Consider the following 18,191-nt stretch of genomic DNA (forward strand, 5'->3'; position numbering starts at 1 on the left):
CCCGGAGGACAACCATGAGCCCGTTAGCTGAATACACCATCTCGGCGTTGCTGATCATCGGGGGAGCCTTCACCCTGATCGGCGCCATCGGCCTGGCCCGGTTACCGGATTTCTTTACCCGGTTGCACGGCCCTACCAAGGCCACCACACTGGGCGTGGGCGCCGTGATGCTCAGTTCCGTGGTTTACTTTTCGAGTACTGGCCAGGGCATCGGCATCTCTGAAATACTGATCACCGTATTCCTGTTCCTGACCGCCCCGGTCAGCGCCAACATGCTGGCCAAGGCTGCCATGCACATTGGTGTGAAAACCATGGATAACACCCGGGGTAAACCCTGGGATCAATAACGATCGTAAATCCCGAATCATCTGGATCACAGGCTTGATGCAGAAAAGCACAACTAGGTTCTGGCTTGATGACATAACCTACTATCTGGAGTGACCAGCTTCGAGGTTATCTAGCGATAGTACCGGATCTGTGCGCTCACCGCGTTATTGGTTGGCAATTTGCTCCAGTCGAAACGCGGGTCTAGCTACAAAAGCTCCGAATAAAACCTGGGAACAGCGTCGTCGGCCAAAGAAGATCATTTTTCAGAAGTCGGATCAGGGAAGCCAATATGCCAGTCGTAATTTCCGCCAGAGGCTCTGGCGTTATGGACTAACACAAGGCATGAGTCAACTTAGTAAGTGCTGGAACAATGCTACAATGAAAAGGCTGTTTCGGAGCCTCAAGTCCGAACAAATACCGGCCCCTAGCTACTAACACCTGGTCAAAGTTCAGAAGTATGTCGGGAGCCAATTGATAACCTAATACAACCGGCAGCAACATCACGTCTTCAATGGTAGCGTTTCAACTTTTGCTGCTAAGGAACACCTTAAAATACTGTTCAGGATTAATAGACCATTACAGTCGGGCACTAAAACACGCAGGCAAGCATAAGAGATTCCGACATCAAACTCCGGTGAACAGAAAATCTTAAAACAAAAAATATGACATCAAACCCCTCTTGGACTAATACATGCTCCTCCGACACCTCTCTTATTTAAAAGAATACCCTCACCAATTGCCTCAACAAAAGAATACAAAATGGGCCAGCATAGCCGTTGCAAACCCAAGAGTTTGCGACAAAAGTTTAGCCATCATTATTATTCTAGCCCATCACTCGGGCCTCAACGAAAAATGTAAAAAAGCGGGCCCTAAAGGCCCGCTTACAAACACGCATCACTTGCCGTAACTAGAAGGCTCAAGCTTGGAATAAACTTCACTCCAGTAAAGCTCCGCAAGCTGATCCGCTGTTTCTATATCCCCAACGAGACCATTCCATTTTTTAATCAAACTAGACATGGTATCCGCCAGCTCCCTGGTTCTTTTCGAATCAATGCCATATTCGCCCGAATAAAACTCGGGAATAAATTCGAGATCTGACTTAATGAACTCTCTTGATCTTTCAAGGAGGTCACTATCCGCCTCTATAATATTTATGCCTTTGCTACGTGCTTTTTCCATATCACTATGAGCTTGCTCTTGATACAGAAATGTCACATAAGCCGCCATAACAGAGCCAGCCTTCAGCATCGCCTCTTTTTCTTCATCATTGAAGCGATTCCATGTATCTCGATTTAAAGTCGCTGCACCTCCAGCCGCATATAAGCCGCCAGGAACATCGGTAGTAATATTCTTAACAACATCAATGAGATTGAAATTGGTTAACTCTGTAGGCGATAAGAAAGTGCAGTCAACGACGCCTTGCTCGAGCGCCTCATATATCTCAGTAATCGGGAGCGCAACTGGGGACCCACCAAAATCTTTAACCCAACGAGCCCATGGCGCACCGGAAATCCTCATGCGCTTTCCTTTTAAATCTTCAGCACTCTTTACCGGCTCATTGCAGAACATAACATATGCTGGCGTTGATACGACAGAAGTGTAAACTTGATTATTCGATGAAAATTCATTTTGGCACTCTGGACAATTAAGCATGATATATTCAAGCATTGCTCCAGAATAAGCATACCCCTCTCTTCCTAACACATCACCCTGAAGCGCCGTTTGCATCGACATATCGGCACCTAGATTTGAGTGCGGGTAATCAGATGGCGAATAAGCCGTAAGAAGATAGCCCAAGTCAGCCATTCCTTGGCTTATTCCAGAGGACATTTCACTATGATTCAGAAGCGATAATTCATAGATTTTTACCGAGTGCTCATTATTAGTATTTTCCTTAACCGACTCCGCATACTTCTTTGCCGCCTCTATTGGAGCTCCAGATGGAAAACCAACAGCAAATCTAAGGGTATCGGCCTGCGTCACGCCTACGTTGATTGTCGCCGAAAGTCCGACACCAAGCGCGGCGGTATATAAAAATTTTCTGCAATCCATAACATTTACCTACCATCTATTATTTTTTGGATTAATGTGTCCAGAACTGTTATTTCTGTTGCACAGAAACAGTATATTCAGTAGCCTTTATTTGTCAAAGCAATTGATCACTAAAACCTTTTCTCTTTGACCTTATAAATTACGATAACTCAAATAATCAGGAGTGATTGCAATGTCAAAGCATTTTGATGCTAATGGCGACTATGTTCGCTATGAGTTTTCTGAATTCGGGGGCAAATTCCGTCCGACTAATTACGAGATCCCATCCCCAAGAGGACAGGAGGTTCTACTCAAAGTAGATTTTTGTGGCGTATGCCACAGCGACGTCCATGTGCACGAGGGTTATTACGGCCTTGGCCAAGGTCGCAAACTCGATCTTGGGGAACGGGGCATAAAGCTTCCGGTAACACTTGGGCATGAAGTGGTTGGAACCGTCGTGTCCGTTGGTGATGAAGTAAATAACGTACTTATTGGGCAGCAAAAGCTGATATACCCCTGGATAGGATGCGGTGAGTGCTCGGTATGTCAACGAGGCGAAGAAAACTTGTGCACAAAGCCTGGCTCGTTAGGAATCTTCAAACCAGGGGGATATTCTGAGTATATTTTGGTCCCCCACCATAAATACCTAGAAGACTTGGGAAAACTTAACCCGGCTAATGCATCGCTGTTGGCATGTTCTGGCTTGACTACATTTTCAGCGATAAAGAAGATACAACCGATTCATAGTGATGAATTTGTTGTTGTTATTGGTTGCGGAGGACTTGGGCAACTAGCGATCAAGACTCTGGTACTATCCGGCAATAAAAATGTGATTGCAGTGGATGTGTCCGAGGAAAAACGGGAGATTGCCAAAACATCCGGTGCGCGATTTGCTTTCGATCCTCGGGATAAAAAAATAGCTGAGCAAGTGACGGAAGCTGGAAGTGACAACTGCATTGCAGTGCTTGATTTCGTTGGTAACGATGAGACCATGGAGCTTGGTTTAAACGTTCTTAGAAAAGGCGGGAAGTTTGTGGCCGTGGGATTACACGGTGGCGAAATTCGTTACCCTATTCCCTTTTTGATTACCAAAGCAATCTCAATTATTGGCTCATACACCGGAACCCTCACTGAAATGAAGGAGCTGGTAGAGTTTGCTAACAAACATGACCTAGCTAACATTCCAGTTGAAATCAGGCCACTTAAGGATGCCTACTCCGCGGTTGAAGATCTTTCAGCTGGAAAAGTCCCTGGCCGTATAATCCTGAAAAACGATTAACTAACGTCGAGGGGGCGCGAGCCCCCCCTTTAAAAACTGATGGAATTTTCGCCGGATTGCGCTATTCGGCCTTTATGCAAACATAATGCATTTCAAGGAATTCATCGATACCATGGGAGGAGCCCTCACGCCCAATTCCAGACTCTTTTACTCCACCAAAAGGCACTGTTTCTGAGACAAAACGCGGTGTATTAACTCCGACCATGCCGTACTCTAGAGCCTCTGAAACTCTGAAAATTCGACCTGCATCCTTAGTATAAAGATAACTAGCTAAACCATAGGGTGTATCATTCGCAAGGGCGACCGCATCTTCCTCAGTCGAAAATTTGTAAACCGCAGCAATAGGCCCAAAGATCTCTGATCGAAAAATCTCCATATCCCTTTCGACATCGGTCAACACTGTGAATTCGAAAAAGTTCGCTCCTAAGTGTGGCAACGTATCTCCACCCCGATAGACTTTAGCCCCTTCTCTTACGGTTAAATCGACCAGATCTTTGATTTTTGTGATGGCCTTTTCGTTAATCAAGGGGCCATGGCTAACATTATCATGGAGTCCATAACCCTGAACAAGCTTGTCGATTGCCTCATTATATTTTTTCAAAAACTCATCATGAATACTTTCCTGAACTAGAAGTCGGTTAGCACAAACGCAGGTCTGGCCACTATTATAAAATTTGATGGAAATCGCACCATTCACCGCCGCGTCAAGGTCAGCGTCTTCAAAAACGATGAAAGGCGCATTGCCACCTAACTCAAGGCTAAGCTTCTTAACCGTACTAGCACATTGCTCCAGTAGAATCTTCCCTACTGCGGTAGAGCCGGTAAAGGAGAGTTTTTTGACTGTCGGATTTTTACTAAGTTCAAGGCCTACTTCCGCCCCACTGCTGGCAGTAATTACATTAATTACACCTGCTGGAATACCGGCCTCCACCGCAAGTTTGGTCAATGCCAGTGCCGACAGCGGTGTATCCTCAGCAGGTTTAACGACAACAGTGCACCCCGCGGCCAGAGCCGGTGCGACCTTACGCGCAATCATCGAGTTGGGGAAATTCCAGGGAGTAATTGCCGCAACCACGCCAATCGGTAACTTTTGCATATATTCAAAGTTCCCATTGGCACTGCGGGGCAGGGTTTCCCCGGTTACCCGCATGGCTTCATTGGCGAACCATTCAATATATGCAACGGACGACGCAACTTCTCCGCGCGCTTCCGCTAGCGCCTTTCCCTGCTCCATAGTCAATATGGTGGCAAGGCTTTCCAGATTGTCGCTAACTAACTCCGCCCAGCGCTTGAGGATAGTACTCCGCTCTTTGGGCGTGAGACTTTTCCAGCCCGCAAGCGCAATGTGAGCAGCATTTATTGCTTCTCTGGTATCTTTTTGACCTTGATCGGGTACTTGGGTGATCCGCTCATTTGTGGCGGGGTTGACCACTGAAAAGGTTTTTCCGCTTTCAGCGTCAACCCACTGACCATTCACATAAGCCTGATGACGGATCAGCTTTGCTACCTGTTCGGGAATACTCATGAAAACTCCAGTTCTTGTTTTAACGTCCACCTACCAGATTTGGCAGGTACATGATGATGTCCGGCACCGCAATCAGGAGCAGAACAATGAGCAAGTCCATCGCTAGGAACCAGAGGATGCCTTTGAATATTGCTGAAGTGGTGACCAGATTCCCAACCACGCTTTTGATGACAAAAACATTCATCCCGACAGGCGGCGTAATCATACCGACTTCCAGTAGTTTGGTGAGAATCACACCAAACCAGATCAGGCTGTACTCCGTACTTTCAATCACCGGAAGAATAATCGGCAAAGTAAGCAGCATGGCTCCGATTGGCTCCAAAAACATGCCGAGCGCCAGATAGATCAGCGCAATACCCAAAATGATCAGCAGATCGTTGACGTCAAAAGACAGAATCAGGTCAGAGATGTAGTCGCCGGCCCCGGAAAACACCAGAAACCGCGTCAGCATGCTCGCACCAACTGCAATAATAAGTAGCGCACTGGTGGTGACCAGTGTCTCGAGCAACGAAGACTTGAAAGCGCTCCAAGTCATCTGGCCTTTAACCAATGCAACGATACAAGCCAGAGAGGCACCTACAGCGCCTGCTTCGTTAGGGGTGAATATACCCGCGAAGAGCCCACCGAAGATGCCGAACATGATGGTAAAAATCGGCCAGGTATCCTTCAAGGATCGAATTTTCTCTTGGGTCGAAATTTTTTCCTTCACATCATGGGCAAGCTCCGGGTTCAGCTTAACTCGGATCCAGACTACGAGAACGTACCCTGCCATGGTAATGAGACCTGCGGAGATGCCTCCAAGAAACAACTGCGATACTGATGTCTGTGCGATCACCCCATAGAGAATCATGATTATTGAGGGGGGAATCAGGGCGCCAATCGTTCCAGCTACTGCAACAGTTCCCGTAGCTAAGCCAGGATCGTATTTGTATCGCAGCATTTCTGGAACCGCAATTCGGCCCATTGCTGCCGAACAAGCAATAGAGGAACCAGATACCGCAGCAAAACCTGCCGAACCAAAGATTGAAGCAATTGCGAGCCCACCGGGCACCCCTGCTAACCAAGCGCGCGCAGCCTTGAACATGCCCTGAGTCAATTGAGTGTGGTAGCAAACAAATCCCAGGAACAAGAACAATGGAACTGAACTAAGTGTCCAGTTTGAGGCGAAGTTGTAGGGAATAATCCCTAGAGAAGACAACGCGACCTCGACGCCAATCAGGGCCCATATCCCCACAAATGACACCAGGATCAGGGAAATTCCGATAGGGACTCTTAGGGCGATCAGTGCAAATAGCGAAGCCAGACCGCTGAAACCAATGGCGATGTCAGACATGAGCCTCCTCCACTGCCGTAGCCCGTTCGGAGCGGGTTATAAACGACAGAAAGCGAAGCACACAATAGCAGCCCAAAAGAAACGTCCCTGCACAAAGAATAAAATAACTTGGCCATGTGATGATCGTGTAGTCGCCCTGCATGACGGAGGTGTTCGAGTGATAATTCTTAATGGCCACTTTAAAGGCCTCACTTGTCATCACAAAAGCAGTAGCCCCAATAATCAGGTGGGTCCAACCGTTCACGCGATGTTGCGCCTTGTGGGAAAACCTTGTAGTCAGAATCTCAACTGCGATCGACGAGTTGGTCTGTTCAGCGTATGCCAAGGGCAGGAAAATCGCGATGAGCATGTAGTAGTGGGCAACGATCGTTATAGTGCCGGGCAGCGGGGTGTTAAACAGAAAACGAGCAAGAATATCCAGACTGATATGAATCATCATAAGGGCTATTGCAAGCCCGCCTAGAAATGTAACTACCTTGTTGACCTTATTGATCAACCTTTCCATGTGTTTCATAAAGTTACAACCGTCGCTATCCGTATTAGTTTTATTAATGTATCGGCCTGACCCCATAGAATCAGACGCTAAAGCGAACCGTCTTAGATTGCACAACTTCCTGATAGTTGGCTATTTTGAAGTGGTTAATGGGGGCTTAAGAAAATATTAATGACGCATAGTTTTTCATGAAATGGTACGAACTCATTGGCGGTACCGCACCGGATAAAAGCCTGATCGATACGCTGGCGAAGCCATCGGCAAGGTGGTTACTCACGGGACCTGAGGGGCCCTGGACCTGGAAAACCTGATCAGCCAGCATCCGGCCGTTGCCGGTGCCGCCGTAGTGGGTGTACCGGATGAGAAATGGGGCGAACGGCCCTATGCCCTGGTTACCCTGAAACCCGGCGAGAACATCGGGCTGGAAGACATCCAGAAGCACCTGCAGCAGTTTGTGGACAGTGGCGACATCAACAAGTGGGCCATTCCCGGGCAGATCGACTTCGTGGAAGACATTCCGAAAACCAGCGTTGGCAAGATCAATAAGAAGCTGATCCGGGACCAGCTGACGGACTGATCCACCCACCCCAAAAAAGCCGGTGTCTGTTTTTCAGGCGCCGGCTTTTTTGTGGGTAAAAATCAGAGGCCGGTGAAGGTGAAGTCCAGCTCCGGAGTGCGGCCAGCCACGATATCGGCCAGGGCCGCGGCCGAGCCGCAGGAATGGGTCCAGCCCAGGGTTCCGTGGCCGGTGTTCAGGTAAAGGTTGTGGAAATGGCTTTTGCCAATATAGGGCACGTTGGAGGGCGTCGTTGGCCGCAAGCCTGTCCAGTACTCGGCCTGGTCCCAGTGTCCCGCCCCCGGCAAGATCTCGGCCGCCCTGCGCACGATCGCCCGGCAGCGGATGAAGTCCAGGTTCCGGGTGTAGCCGTTCAGCTCTGCCGTACCAGCCACCCGAATACGGTCACCCAGCCGGGAATACACCAGTTTGTACTCGTCATCAGTCAGGCTTACCTGGAATGCCGCGTCCGGATTCTTCACCGGCACGGTGATCGAATAGCCCTTGGCCGGATAGATATTCAGGAACAAACCCAGCCGCCGGGCCAGCACTGCGCTGAAACTACCCAGGCAGAGTACGTAACTGTCGGCCCGCAGAACCTGGTGCAGGCCTTCAGTTAACGTCTGAACACCGAGTATCCGATCCCCTGCCTTGTCGAACCCCAGCACCTCGGTGCCGTAGCGAAACTCCACGCCTGCTTCGGCGCAACGGCGGGCCAGGGCCTGGGTAAATTTCCGGGCATCGCCGCTTTCGTCATCGGCGGTGTAGGTGGCACCGGCAATCCGCTGGCGCACATCTTTTAATGCCGGCTCCAGTTCTACCGCGCGGTTGGCATCGATTACCTGCCGGTCACAGCCCAGCTCCCGCATAATCCGCGCCGGCTCCATGGCGGCATCAAATTCCTGCTGGCTGGTGTAAAAATGCAGAATGCCTTTCTCGAGATGGTCGTAGTCCAGATCCAGCTCTTTACGCAGAGCCTGCAACTGGCTTCGGCTGTAGGTGCCCAGATTCACCATCTGGCGGATATTATGGGCCGCCCGGGCAGACGTACATTGAGTCAGAAAGGAAAGCCCCCAACGCCACTGGTAGGGATCCAGGCGGGGCCGGTAAAGCAGTGGGGCTTCGGGCTGGAACAGCCATTTCAGAATTTTCAGGGGCGCGGAGGGGTTAGCCCAGGGCTCAGCATGGCATACGGAAATCTGGCCGCCATTGGCATAGCTGGTTTCAAGGCCGGCCTGCACCTGGCGATCCACAACCGTTACCTGGTGCCCCTGCTGCTGCAGAAACCAGGCCGTTGTGATACCCACAACGCCCGCGCCCATGACCACTATGTGCATGCCTGCCTCCCCTCAACGTCTGAATGTGGTGAAGCGTCAGCCGCCGGCCTTTTTAACCGTCCACCCCTTTTGCTCAAGCAAGGGCACCAGAAGGTCCCGCTGGTCGCCCTGAATCTCCACCACGCCGTCTTTTACTGTACCACCTGTGCCGCATTTGGCTTTTAGCACTTTGGCGTAGGCCTTGAGTTCTTTGTCGTTCAGGGGAATACCGGTAATCAGCGTTACACCCTTGCCCTTGCGACCCTTGGTTTCCCGGCTTACCCGCACCACGCCGTCACCGGCCGGTCGTTCCGGCTGGCCACAGGTGCACTCGGCCACTGGCTGCCGGCACTCCGGGCACATGCGGCCCGTTTCAGTGGAAAATACCAGGCCGCCGTTTCTGTTCTTCATACCCATTGTTGATCCCGTGTACTGATCAGTTCAGGCCCGGAGGGTATTTGGAAAACATCTCGGAGACAACCTCGTCGATCAGCTTGCGCCGGGTTTCCGGAGACTGGTTTTCATTCAGGTAGCGACGACTGGCTGCGCGCCAGACCACCTCTTCGTTGCGCCGGTCAGCCAGCTCAACCACCAGCTTGCCTTCGGTGATTTCCCGCACAGGTGGCGGTGCCGACAGGGCCCAGCCAAAGTTACCCCGGCCAAAGCCGAAACCCAGCCCGACGCCTACCTGCTCCAGGCGCTCTTCCGGCACAATCTGCCAGCTCACCAGCAGGTCGGCCTCGGTATCGGGCAGTTTTTTCATCGCCTTGCGGGTAAATTCACGCTCAATGGCATTACGAACCCGGCTGTCATCCAGCGAGGTAAAACCGGAATCCTGCTGGTTGGGCGCAAAGGCCCAGCTGGCGTAGTTACCGAACACGGTTGCCGAGTTGTAGTCGGTCACGACATTGCTGGCACAACCGGCCAGAACCAGCGCCATTGCTGCTACAAACAGAATACGCATCGCTCTTCTCCCCTGTTTAATTGGCCGCTTGATCCAGTATACGCCGGCAAACGGTCAGCCGGATGCTGCTAACTTCTATGTGTCAAAACGGTAATCGAGTTTCTGGGCATCGCAGAAGGCGGCAAACTCCGCCTGCCGCACTTCCGGCACCGACACCCGGGCATTCACACGGGAACTGTAGGTAATGTCTTCAACGGTGCCTTCATGGCCGTCGCACCAGTGCCGTAGCGGCTGTTCATCGGCAAAGCCAAGTTCCACATCCGCCAACACCCGCGTCTGCTGCACGGTACGGCCAACTTCCGACAACACGCTCTCGGCAGCGCCTGCGTAGGCACGCACCAGGCCGCCTGCGCCCAGCTTGATGCCACCAAAATAGCGGATCACGATCACCAGCACATCGCCCATATCCTTGTGCTGGATCACGTTCAGAATGGGCTTGCCGGCGGTGCCCGAGGGTTCGCCATCATCGTTCATGGCGGCTTCCGCTGCCGAGCCGGGGCGGCCTATCTGGTATCCCCAGCAAACATGCCGGGCGTCCGGAAAGTCCGCATGGGCCCGGGCAACGTGTTCTCGCACCTCATCCCGGCTGCTCACCGGGTACACGCGGGCAATAAAACGGCTTTTTTTCACTTCCGTTTCCCGCTCAAGGTATCCGGACGGGACCGGGTAATCTTTACTCATGATGCTCTCTCAACCGGCAACCGGATGTTTACCTCAAGCCCACCCCCGGGCTGGTTCCGGGCGGTAATTGTTCCTCCATGGGCCGCTACGATGTCCCGGGCAATCGCAAGTCCAAGGCCCCAGCCTTTACCACCCCGGGACTTGTCCGCGCGAAAGAACGGCTCGAACAGGTGCTGCAACAGCTCCTCCGGAGCGCCCGGGCCGTCATCGGCAATATCCACCTGAAGACTGCCATCGGGGGCCGACACTGACACCCGCACGGATTTACCCGAAGGCGTGTGGTCAAGGGCATTCTGCAGCACGTTATCAAACGCCCGCTGCAACAATCCGGCATCGCCCCGTACCGACACCGCCCGGGAAGCGTCAGTAGCATCCAGCTGGCAGTCCACACCCCGTTGTGCGGCAAAGTCGGCGGCATCCTGCAGCACCCGGTTGATCAACTCCAGTGGCTGCACCGGTTCCCGCTCCATGGCGTCACCGTTCTCCGACACCCGGTACAGCGTCAGAATCTGACCGGTCATGGTTTCCAGCCGCTCATTCTGGCGCAGGATACTGGCCATCATGGCGGGGTCTGCCCCGGTGTCACTGGCCAACTCTATGGCCACCCGTTGCCGGGCCAGGGGTGTTCTCAGGTCGTGGGAAATATCACGCAGAAGATGGTTCTGGCGTTCCAGTAACTGGCACAGCCGGTCGGTCATGGCGTTGAAGGCGGTGGCCAGTTGCCCCACCTCGTCACGCCGCCGGGCAATACGCTGAGGCACCCGCAGCCGGGTGTCGCCACCAGCAATGGCCTGGGCGGTGCTCTCCATATGTTTCAAGGGCTTGGACACCAGACGGGCAATCCACCAGCAGGCCAGGGAGATCAGGACAAACGCCAGTGCAAATTCCAGGAAACGGAACAACCTCGGGTCCAGCCAGCCGTCGCCCCCCATCCGGGGCCAGGCAACCAGCTGGTAGCCTTCCTCCAGGTTAATCAGTGCCGGCTTGTTGGGGTACCAGCCCGACTGAATCCGCTCACGGATATTACGCGGCAGCCCCCGATGCCCTTCTTCTTTCTCGATCAGCATCAGGTGCAGGTCAAGGCGCTCGCCCTCTGACCGCAGGAACCGCCACATTTCGCCGCGGTTTTCCCGGTTGCGAAGGTTCAGGGCCTCCCGGGCGATCTCATGCAAGCCAACTTGCCGTTCAATGGCCTGCCGCTCCCGATCCAGCAGGTAACGGGTGGCGAGGTTACTGGCCACAACGGTAACGGCCATCGCCAGCCAGATCGAAATAAATATCCGCCAGAACAGCGGGAACATGAATGACTTCATTGTGCCGGTACCCGATAGCTGTAACCCAGCCCCCGCACAGTTTCGATGCGAGGCGGATCATCGTTCCCCAGCTTTTTGCGCAGGTTGCTGATATGCATATCTAGGGTACGGTCGTAAGCCTCCAGCCGGCGGCCCAGGGCCCACTGCATCAGGTCGGTTTTGCGCACCACACTGCCGGCATGGGCCAGCAACACCTGCAGCACTTCGTATTCGGTGGCAGTTAACTCCAGCGGAGCGTCATCCTGGTAAATACGCCGCTGGCCCGGTTCTACCCGCAAGTCGCCATAGGTTCGGGTGGCATCCACATCGGTTTTCTGATCCCAGGCAATACGGCGCAGCAACGCCTGCAGGCGGGCGACCAGTTCACGGGGGTTACAGGGTTTGGGGATGTAGTCGTCTGCTCCCACTTCAAAGCCGACAATACGATCGGTTTCGTCTCCACGGGCGGTCAGCAGAATCACCGGCAAATGGGTTTCGGCTCTCAGTTCACGCAGCACATCCAGGCCATTGATATCCGGCAGCATGATGTCCAGCACTACGATATCGCAATCGTGGGCCAACGCCAGTGCCAGTCCGTCACGGCCGTTGGCGGCCTCGCGCACGCTGAAACCCTGGGTTGTCAGATACTGCGCCAGCAGTTCCCTGAGTTCGTCATCGTCTTCAACCAGCAGTACCCGGTTCTGCATATCCGTTTCTCTCCTGTTGCCCGGCAACAGTCTAACACGGCGCCCGGGCACGGCTGACGGCCAGGCATTTGCCTTTACCGAACCTTTACACCAGCCTGACACCAACTGACGTTGCACCGGCGTACTATGATCACCACAGGAACACCAACCGATGAGGCAACAACCATGAAAGCAAAAACATCCTTACTGACCGCCGGCGTACTGATGGCCGCCATGTTCGCCGCCAGCCCCGCAGCTATGGCCCAGGATCAGGGCATGAAGAAGCAGGGTGGCAAATGGGACCAGAAAGAAATGTGCGAGAACTTCCGCGAAGGCAAAGGCAAGTTCAGCGCCGAGTACCGTGAAGAGCGCCAGGCCGAAATGCAGAAATACCGGGCTGAAATGGCCGACCGCCTGAAGCTGACTGACGAGCAGCGCGAGATCTGGGACGAGATCCACCAGGAGCGTCAGCAAAAGCAGCAGGAGCGTATGGGCAAGTGGCAGCAGAAGATGGAAAAGCGCTGCGGTAACGCCCAGAAGTGATTACAAGCCGGGTTCTGTCGTATGGTATAGGGAAAGTTAACAGAGCATGCCCGAAACCATGGCAGAACCCGCCTCACCTGACATCACCCTGACCACCTGCGCCAGCATCACGGACATTCCCCGTGACGACTGGCAACGGCTGGCCGGGCGCAGCAATCCTTTCCTGCGCTACGAATTCTTTCAGGCGCTGGAAGATTCCGGCTGTACCCGTACCGAAACCGGGTGGACACCCTGCCACCTGGTTTTTCGCGTGCAAGGCAAGATCTGCGGCCTGGCCCCGGCCTACCTGAAAAACCACTCCAGGGGCGAATACGTGTTCGACTGGAGCTGGGCCGAAGCCTACCAGCGTTACCAGCTGTCCTATTACCCGAAGCTGCTGATCGCCATTCCGTTTACCCCGTCACAGGGGCCAAGGTTATTGCTGGATGCTTCGTTACGGGCACAACTGACGCCCGCCCTGCTCGATCAGTTACTGGGCAATCTGACCCAGCAGCTGGGCGCCCATTCCTGGCACCTGCTGTTTCCGGATGCGCCGGACCAGGCCCTGCTTGGCCACGACCAGGAACTGCACCGCACCGGCTGCCAGTTCCACTGGCACAACCGTGGTTACCAGAACTTTGAGGGCTTTCTGGCGGCGCTGACTTCCCGCAAGCGTAAATCCATCCGCAAGGAACGCCGGCAAGTGGCGTATCAGGAGATTACCTTTCACACCTTCCACGGCCGGGATATCTCCGACCAGGTGCTGTCGGCGTTCTTTGTGTTCTACCAGGCCACTTACCTGAAAAGAGGCCAGGCACCCTACCTGAACCAGGCCTTTTTCGAACTGCTGCGGGAACACCTGCCGGAGCACCTGCACATCATCATGGCCGTGCGCCATGGCGAGATGATTGCCGGTGCCCTGTTCCTGGCCGGTGAAATCACCCTCTACGGCCGTTACTGGGGGTGTCTGGAAGAATATGACCACCTGCACTTTGAAACCTGCTACTACCAGGGCATCGAACTTGCCCTGGAGCTGGGGCTCCAGCACTTCGACGCCGGCGCCCAGGGCGAACACAAACTGGTGCGGGGCTTTGAGCCGGTGATCACCCACTCCTGGCATGGCATTCTGCACCCGGGCTTTCGCGAGGCAATCGCTGACTTCTGCACCGAGGAGTCCGAACACGTGCAGGCCTATTTTGCCGAATCACAAACCCTGCTGCCCTACCGCAACGAACAAACCTGAGGTCATCCGATAGTGAAACGAACCCTCCTGCGCACGCTGGGCTGGATCTGGCGGGGTTACTTTGCTGTGCACACCTGGGTAGCCACCAAGGAAGAAGGCGCTGACCACTACAAGGTTCACGAAGTCACCGGCTGGCGCCAGTATGTGGTGAACTCCCGGCCAGACGACCCGGACCGGCACTGGTACGGCGCCAAACCGGAGCTCTATGCCGACATCCGTGGCGAAGACGCCGCCGCCATGATTCCAGACATCTACAAAGCGGTAGAGTCCTACCCCTACTTGACGGGATACCAGCTGTCGCTGGGAGGTTATGTCGGCGTTCTGGGAGCTGGCCTTGCGCAATCCCAACCCGATGGCCGAGCCTGCGCAGTAAACTGAAAAACTCTAGGCCAGGTAACGCACCAGTGCCGCAGCAAGCAGGCCGACAGTAATTGACGGCAAAGGTTTTCGGGTAGCCAACATGGTTACCGCGGTGGCCACCAACGCAGCCAGGGCCCCGAGATCACCGTCTACCGCCATAGGCACAATGATGGCGATCAACACCGAGCTGGCCATGGTGTTGATAAAACTCTCGACCCGTGGATTGATGCGCACGAACGACATCAGGAACACACCGCCGAAGCGGGTGACCAGGGTAACCACTGTCATAATGGCAATCAGCGCCAGTACGCCGGCGGAGGTGGTTTCAATGGTCACTCGCCACCTCCTTGCCTGAACCTGCCTTGGGCTCCAGCCAGAACAACCCGATCAAGCCGCCAGCCAGCGCTCCGACCACCACATGCATGTTCGGCGGCAGCCATTTCCAGGCCGCCAGCGCACTGACCGCCGCCACCAGCCAGGCCACCAGAACCCGGGGTGATTTCCGGCCGCCCAATGCCATCGTCAGCAAGAAACATCCCAGCACCATATCCAGCCCGAATGCCTCCGGGTTCTGCATAAGGCCACCGAAATACACCCCCAGCGCGGTACCCAAAACCCACGCCAGCCATAGCACCAGACCGCCGCCCACAATCACCTCCAGATTGTGGCGACCATTCTGGTAGTCCTGGGCGCAGGCCGCCCAGTTGGCATCCGTCAGTAGCAGCATCAAGCCGTACCGTCGCCCGGGCGGCACCTGTTTCAACATCGGATACAGCGAAGCGCCCATCAACAGGTGGCGGGAGTTGATGGCAAACACCACCACCATCATCGGCAGTACAGACACCTCCGTGCCCCACAAATCCAGCGCGCCAAACTGTGAAGCCCCGGCAAACACCGTGGCGCTCATCAGAATCGATTCAAGCGGCGACAACCCCTCCTGGGTAGACGCCAGGCCGAAAGCTGCACCAAACGCCACCACAAACAGCGAAATGGGCAACAGCCGGAAAAACTCCGACCGGATCCTGCTCGCCTGAAACTGGTAGGAATAGTGCGCGCCAGACATCAGTCCTGACTCCCTCCTCGGCTATCAAAACAACCCGCCAGAACCGCCCGCATCTTCTCCGCACCGAGCTCATTCATCAGTGCGATATTCCGATCAGGAATCCCGTCCACATTCGGATAACCATCAATCGCCGCCTCCAGACTCGCTTCCCGCAGCAAGTGCAGCATAGGATACGGAGACCGGTTGGTGTAGTTCTCCGCAGCCCCCGGCTCGGTTTCAGCAAACTGGTAATCCGGGTGGAAACTGGCGATCTGGTAAACGCCCTCAAGCTCCAGATAGGCCAGCAACGCATCAGCCGCGTCCAGAAACTCGTTGTAGGCGTAGAAATCCTGCAACACGTCCGGGTGAATCAACAGTGTTGTCTCAATCTCCGGTTCGTCTTCCAGACGCTGCAATTCCGCGTGCAGGGCCTGCAGGAGGTCGTCTTCGTTTTTCGCCTCTGTCACCGTGAACCGAACCCGGTTCTTGACCAGTTCCCGTTTGGCGAAGGGGCAGAGGTTGTAGCCAACGACGACGTCTTCGACCCACTTGCGGGTGGCGTTAATGACCTGAGATTCGTTCAAAATAGTTGCCTTTGCTTGTGTCTGAATACAGCTCCGAAGTCCGAGCGCGGGTGTGGGTTGGGCCTTCCAAAACTGTGCGGAGCCATGGGTGGAGCGCGAAAGCGCTTCACGGGCTGGCCATGGATGGCCCGCCCAGGACCCTCAGCGCGACGCAGGAGCATTAAGCGCTGAGGGGCGGAGCTCAAGCGCCACACGGATGTGCCGAAGGAGCGTGTTTTGGAAGGCCCAACCCACACCCGTGCCGGCACCCCATGCTTGATACTTAAACGTAGCCCTGACTCCGAAGATAATCATCATAACTACCACTGAAGTCGGTAATGCTATCCGCCTTCAACTCGATAATCCGCGTCGCCAGCGACGAAACAAACTCCCGGTCGTGGCTGACAAAAATCAGCGTCCCCGGATAATCCTCCAGCGCCAGGTTCAACGCCTCGATGGACTCCATATCCAGGTGATTCGTCGGCTCATCCATCAGCATCACATTCGGCTTCTGCAGAATCAGCTTACCAAACAGCATCCGCCCCTGCTCACCACCGGAAATCACCTTCACCGACTTACCGATATCATCCCCGGAAAACAGCATCCGCCCCAGAGTACCGCGCACCAGCTGCTCGCCACCGGTGGTCCACTGGGCCATCCAGTCGGTCAGGGTGTCGTCACGGGCAAAGTCGGTGGTATGGTCCTGGGCGAAGTAGCCTACCTCGGCACTGTCGGTCCACTTCACCTCACCGGCATCCGGCTCATAGGCGCCAGCCAGGCACTGCAGCAAAGTGGTTTTACCGATACCGTTGGGGCCGATGATGGCCACACGCTCGCCGGCTTCGATCTGCAAATCCAGGTTCTTGAACAGCGGGCCTTCGTCGAAGCCCTTGGTCAGGCCTACCAGGGTGACCGCCTGGCGGTGCAGTTTCTTGCCCTGCTCGAAGCGGATAAACGGGCTCACCCGGCTTGACGGCTTCACCTCTTCCAGCTGGATCTTGTCGATCTGGCGGGCGCGGGAGGTGGCCTGCTTGGCCTTGGAAGCGTTGGCCGAGAAGCGGCTGACAAACTGCTGCAGTTCGGCAATCTGGGCCTTCTTCTTGGCGTTGTCTGACAGCATGCGCTCGCGGGCCTGGGTGGCGGCGGTCATGTATTCGTCGTAGTTGCCCGGGAACAGGCGCAGCTCACCGTAGTCCAGGTCCGCCATGTGGGTACAGACACTGTTCAGGAAGTGGCGGTCGTGGGAGATGATGATCATGGTGCTGTTGCGGGCCACCAGAATGTTTTCCAGCCAGCGGATGGTGTTGATATCCAGGTGGTTGGTGGGCTCGTCCAGCAGCAGTACGTCCGGGTCAGAGAACAGGGCCTGGGCCAGCAGCACGCGAAGTTTCCAGCCCGGGGCCAGGGCGCTCATGGGCCCTTCATGCTGCTCCAACGGAATATCCAGGCCCAGCAGCAGTTCGCCGGCGCGGGATTCGGCGGTGTAGCCGTCCATTTCGGCGAATTCCACTTCCAGGTCCGCCACGGCCATGCCGTCTTCTTCGCTCATTTCCGACAGGGAATAGATGCGGTCCCTTTCTTTCTTCACATTCCACAGTTCTTCGTGCCCCATGATCACGGTGTCCATCACCGTGCAATCCTCGTAGGCGAACTGATCCTGGCGCAGCTTACCCAGGCGGATGTTCGGCTCCAGCATGACCTGCCCGGCCGAGGGCTCCAGGTCGCCACCCAGAATCTTCATCAGGGTGGACTTGCCGCAGCCGTTGGCACCGATCAGACCGTAACGGTTGCCGTTGCCGAACTTGGCAGAAACATTTTCAAACAGGGGCTTGGCCCCGAACTGCATGGTGAGATTGGCGGTGGAGATCAAGAAAAGAACCTGCAAACGTAAGGGCCGGGACAACGCCGGCGAAGAGAAACCGCGCATTGTACAGGTTTGCAAGGCAGACTGTGAGACCGCAGAAACACCGACAAAAAG

At 54.8% G+C, this 18,191-nt stretch carries 19 protein-coding genes and 1 pseudogene; 6 read left to right on the forward strand and 14 right to left on the reverse strand.

Annotation, left to right across the window (positions count from 1 at the left end):
- Window positions 1–14 precede the first annotated feature (14 nt).
- Complete coding sequence (locus AQ621_RS10425) at window positions 15–347, forward strand: Na+/H+ antiporter subunit G (protein ID WP_022987969.1); 333 nt, start codon at window positions 15–17, stop codon at window positions 345–347.
- An 874-nt stretch (window positions 348–1,221) separates the two neighbouring features.
- On the opposite strand, the gene AQ621_RS17330 is transcribed toward AQ621_RS10425, so the two are convergent.
- The gene (locus tag AQ621_RS17330; protein WP_082641030.1) at window positions 1,222–2,379 is read right to left on the reverse strand and encodes a C4-dicarboxylate TRAP transporter substrate-binding protein; all 1,158 of its coding nucleotides are present in this window, start codon (window positions 2,377–2,379) and stop codon (window positions 1,222–1,224) included.
- Between the two features lie 172 nt (window positions 2,380–2,551).
- Here AQ621_RS17330 and AQ621_RS17335 point away from each other — a divergent pair, with 172 nt between their 5' ends.
- Entirely contained in the window at window positions 2,552–3,637 is a 1,086-nt protein-coding gene (locus AQ621_RS17335) for an alcohol dehydrogenase (protein WP_082641032.1), read from the forward strand.
- Window positions 3,638–3,698: 61 nt separating this feature from the next.
- On the opposite strand, the gene AQ621_RS10445 is transcribed toward AQ621_RS17335, so the two are convergent.
- The 3 genes from AQ621_RS10445 to AQ621_RS10455 are packed head-to-tail and all read right to left on the reverse strand — an operon-like array spanning window position 3,699 to window position 7,009.
- Complete coding sequence (locus AQ621_RS10445) at window positions 3,699–5,162, reverse strand: NAD-dependent succinate-semialdehyde dehydrogenase (protein ID WP_058341404.1); 1,464 nt, start codon at window positions 5,160–5,162, stop codon at window positions 3,699–3,701.
- Between the two features lie 19 nt (window positions 5,163–5,181).
- Entirely contained in the window at window positions 5,182–6,495 is a 1,314-nt protein-coding gene (locus AQ621_RS10450) for a TRAP transporter large permease (RefSeq protein WP_058341405.1), read from the reverse strand.
- Window positions 6,488–7,009 (reverse strand): TRAP transporter small permease, encoded by a 522-nt coding sequence (locus AQ621_RS10455; protein WP_058341406.1) that lies wholly within the window; start codon window positions 7,007–7,009, stop codon window positions 6,488–6,490. Before AQ621_RS10455 ends, AQ621_RS10450 begins: the two co-directional genes overlap by 8 nt.
- A gap of 268 nt (window positions 7,010–7,277) precedes the next feature.
- Here AQ621_RS10455 and AQ621_RS10460 point away from each other — a divergent pair.
- A pseudogene (locus AQ621_RS10460) lies at window positions 7,278–7,565 on the forward strand (AMP-binding enzyme); the annotation flags it as partial.
- A gap of 62 nt (window positions 7,566–7,627) precedes the next feature.
- Here AQ621_RS10460 and AQ621_RS10465 read toward each other — a convergent pair.
- From AQ621_RS10465 to AQ621_RS10490, 6 genes are all read right to left on the reverse strand, one after another.
- On the reverse strand, window positions 7,628–8,881 hold the full coding sequence (locus AQ621_RS10465) for a D-amino acid dehydrogenase (RefSeq protein ID WP_058341408.1): 1,254 nt from the start codon (window positions 8,879–8,881) through the stop codon (window positions 7,628–7,630).
- 36 nt (window positions 8,882–8,917) lie between these two features.
- On the reverse strand, window positions 8,918–9,277 hold the full coding sequence (locus AQ621_RS10470; protein ID WP_058341409.1) for a translation initiation factor Sui1: 360 nt from the start codon (window positions 9,275–9,277) through the stop codon (window positions 8,918–8,920).
- 19 nt (window positions 9,278–9,296) lie between these two features.
- On the reverse strand, window positions 9,297–9,824 hold the full coding sequence (locus AQ621_RS10475; RefSeq protein ID WP_022987965.1) for a DUF4136 domain-containing protein: 528 nt from the start codon (window positions 9,822–9,824) through the stop codon (window positions 9,297–9,299).
- A gap of 75 nt (window positions 9,825–9,899) precedes the next feature.
- On the reverse strand, window positions 9,900–10,505 hold the full coding sequence (locus tag AQ621_RS10480; RefSeq protein WP_058341410.1) for a YigZ family protein: 606 nt from the start codon (window positions 10,503–10,505) through the stop codon (window positions 9,900–9,902).
- Complete coding sequence (locus AQ621_RS10485; RefSeq protein ID WP_058341411.1) at window positions 10,502–11,818, reverse strand: sensor histidine kinase; 1,317 nt, start codon at window positions 11,816–11,818, stop codon at window positions 10,502–10,504. The genes AQ621_RS10480 and AQ621_RS10485 overlap by 4 nt, the downstream gene beginning before the upstream one ends.
- Entirely contained in the window at window positions 11,815–12,504 is a 690-nt protein-coding gene (locus AQ621_RS10490) for a response regulator transcription factor (protein WP_058341412.1), read from the reverse strand. The genes AQ621_RS10485 and AQ621_RS10490 overlap by 4 nt, the downstream gene beginning before the upstream one ends.
- A gap of 165 nt (window positions 12,505–12,669) precedes the next feature.
- On the opposite strand from AQ621_RS10490, the gene AQ621_RS10495 reads away from it, so the two are divergent.
- The 3 genes from AQ621_RS10495 to AQ621_RS10505 are packed head-to-tail and all read left to right on the forward strand — an operon-like array spanning window position 12,670 to window position 14,626.
- Window positions 12,670–13,026 carry a hypothetical protein gene (locus tag AQ621_RS10495; RefSeq protein ID WP_058341413.1) on the forward strand — a complete coding sequence of 119 codons (357 nt, stop codon included), beginning with the start codon at window positions 12,670–12,672 and terminating at the stop codon, window positions 13,024–13,026.
- A 58-nt stretch (window positions 13,027–13,084) separates the two neighbouring features.
- Window positions 13,085–14,248 carry a GNAT family N-acetyltransferase gene (locus AQ621_RS10500; RefSeq protein ID WP_058341447.1) on the forward strand — a complete coding sequence of 388 codons (1,164 nt, stop codon included), beginning with the start codon at window positions 13,085–13,087 and terminating at the stop codon, window positions 14,246–14,248.
- 12 nt (window positions 14,249–14,260) lie between these two features.
- Complete coding sequence (locus AQ621_RS10505) at window positions 14,261–14,626, forward strand: DUF3750 domain-containing protein (protein ID WP_227508298.1); 366 nt, start codon at window positions 14,261–14,263, stop codon at window positions 14,624–14,626.
- A gap of 6 nt (window positions 14,627–14,632) precedes the next feature.
- On the opposite strand, the gene AQ621_RS10510 is transcribed toward AQ621_RS10505, so the two are convergent.
- From AQ621_RS10510 to AQ621_RS10525, 4 genes are all read right to left on the reverse strand, one after another.
- Window positions 14,633–14,944: an AzlD family protein gene (locus tag AQ621_RS10510; protein WP_058341414.1), complete on the reverse strand. Its 312-nt coding sequence runs from the start codon at window positions 14,942–14,944 to the stop codon at window positions 14,633–14,635.
- Window positions 14,934–15,671, reverse strand: a complete 738-nt coding sequence (locus AQ621_RS10515) for an AzlC family ABC transporter permease (RefSeq protein WP_058341415.1) — start codon at window positions 15,669–15,671, stop codon at window positions 14,934–14,936. The genes AQ621_RS10510 and AQ621_RS10515 overlap by 11 nt, the downstream gene beginning before the upstream one ends.
- Complete coding sequence (locus AQ621_RS10520) at window positions 15,671–16,234, reverse strand: DUF1415 domain-containing protein (protein WP_058341416.1); 564 nt, start codon at window positions 16,232–16,234, stop codon at window positions 15,671–15,673. Before AQ621_RS10520 ends, AQ621_RS10515 begins: the two co-directional genes overlap by 1 nt.
- Before the next feature lie 262 nt (window positions 16,235–16,496).
- Complete coding sequence (locus tag AQ621_RS10525; protein ID WP_058341417.1) at window positions 16,497–18,083, reverse strand: ABC-F family ATPase; 1,587 nt, start codon at window positions 18,081–18,083, stop codon at window positions 16,497–16,499.
- Window positions 18,084–18,191 lie beyond the last annotated feature (108 nt).

Origin of the sequence: Marinobacter sp. P4B1, from assembly GCF_001447135.1 — a bacterium.
In the GTDB taxonomy this organism is placed as follows: domain Bacteria; phylum Pseudomonadota; class Gammaproteobacteria; order Pseudomonadales; family Oleiphilaceae; genus Marinobacter; species Marinobacter vinifirmus.

Excerpts from the sequence above, each read along its gene's own strand:
- AQ621_RS10425 (WP_022987969.1), top strand. The coding sequence starts at position 15 with ATGAGCCCGTTAGCTGAATACACCATCTCGGCGTTGCTGATCATCGGG.
- AQ621_RS17330 (WP_082641030.1), bottom strand. The coding sequence starts at position 2,379 with ATGGATTGCAGAAAATTTTTATATACCGCCGCGCTTGGTGTCGGACTT.
- AQ621_RS17335 (WP_082641032.1), top strand. The coding sequence starts at position 2,552 with ATGTCAAAGCATTTTGATGCTAATGGCGACTATGTTCGCTATGAGTTT.
- AQ621_RS10445 (WP_058341404.1), bottom strand. The coding sequence starts at position 5,162 with ATGAGTATTCCCGAACAGGTAGCAAAGCTGATCCGTCATCAGGCTTAT.
- AQ621_RS10450 (WP_058341405.1), bottom strand. The coding sequence starts at position 6,495 with ATGTCTGACATCGCCATTGGTTTCAGCGGTCTGGCTTCGCTATTTGCA.
- AQ621_RS10455 (WP_058341406.1), bottom strand. The coding sequence starts at position 7,009 with ATGAAACACATGGAAAGGTTGATCAATAAGGTCAACAAGGTAGTTACA.
- AQ621_RS10465 (WP_058341408.1), bottom strand. The coding sequence starts at position 8,881 with ATGCACATAGTGGTCATGGGCGCGGGCGTTGTGGGTATCACAACGGCC.
- AQ621_RS10470 (WP_058341409.1), bottom strand. The coding sequence starts at position 9,277 with ATGGGTATGAAGAACAGAAACGGCGGCCTGGTATTTTCCACTGAAACG.
- AQ621_RS10475 (WP_022987965.1), bottom strand. The coding sequence starts at position 9,824 with ATGCGTATTCTGTTTGTAGCAGCAATGGCGCTGGTTCTGGCCGGTTGT.
- AQ621_RS10480 (WP_058341410.1), bottom strand. The coding sequence starts at position 10,505 with ATGAGTAAAGATTACCCGGTCCCGTCCGGATACCTTGAGCGGGAAACG.
- AQ621_RS10485 (WP_058341411.1), bottom strand. The coding sequence starts at position 11,818 with ATGAAGTCATTCATGTTCCCGCTGTTCTGGCGGATATTTATTTCGATC.
- AQ621_RS10490 (WP_058341412.1), bottom strand. The coding sequence starts at position 12,504 with ATGCAGAACCGGGTACTGCTGGTTGAAGACGATGACGAACTCAGGGAA.
- AQ621_RS10495 (WP_058341413.1), top strand. The coding sequence starts at position 12,670 with ATGAAAGCAAAAACATCCTTACTGACCGCCGGCGTACTGATGGCCGCC.
- AQ621_RS10500 (WP_058341447.1), top strand. The coding sequence starts at position 13,085 with ATGGCAGAACCCGCCTCACCTGACATCACCCTGACCACCTGCGCCAGC.
- AQ621_RS10515 (WP_058341415.1), bottom strand. The coding sequence starts at position 15,671 with ATGTCTGGCGCGCACTATTCCTACCAGTTTCAGGCGAGCAGGATCCGG.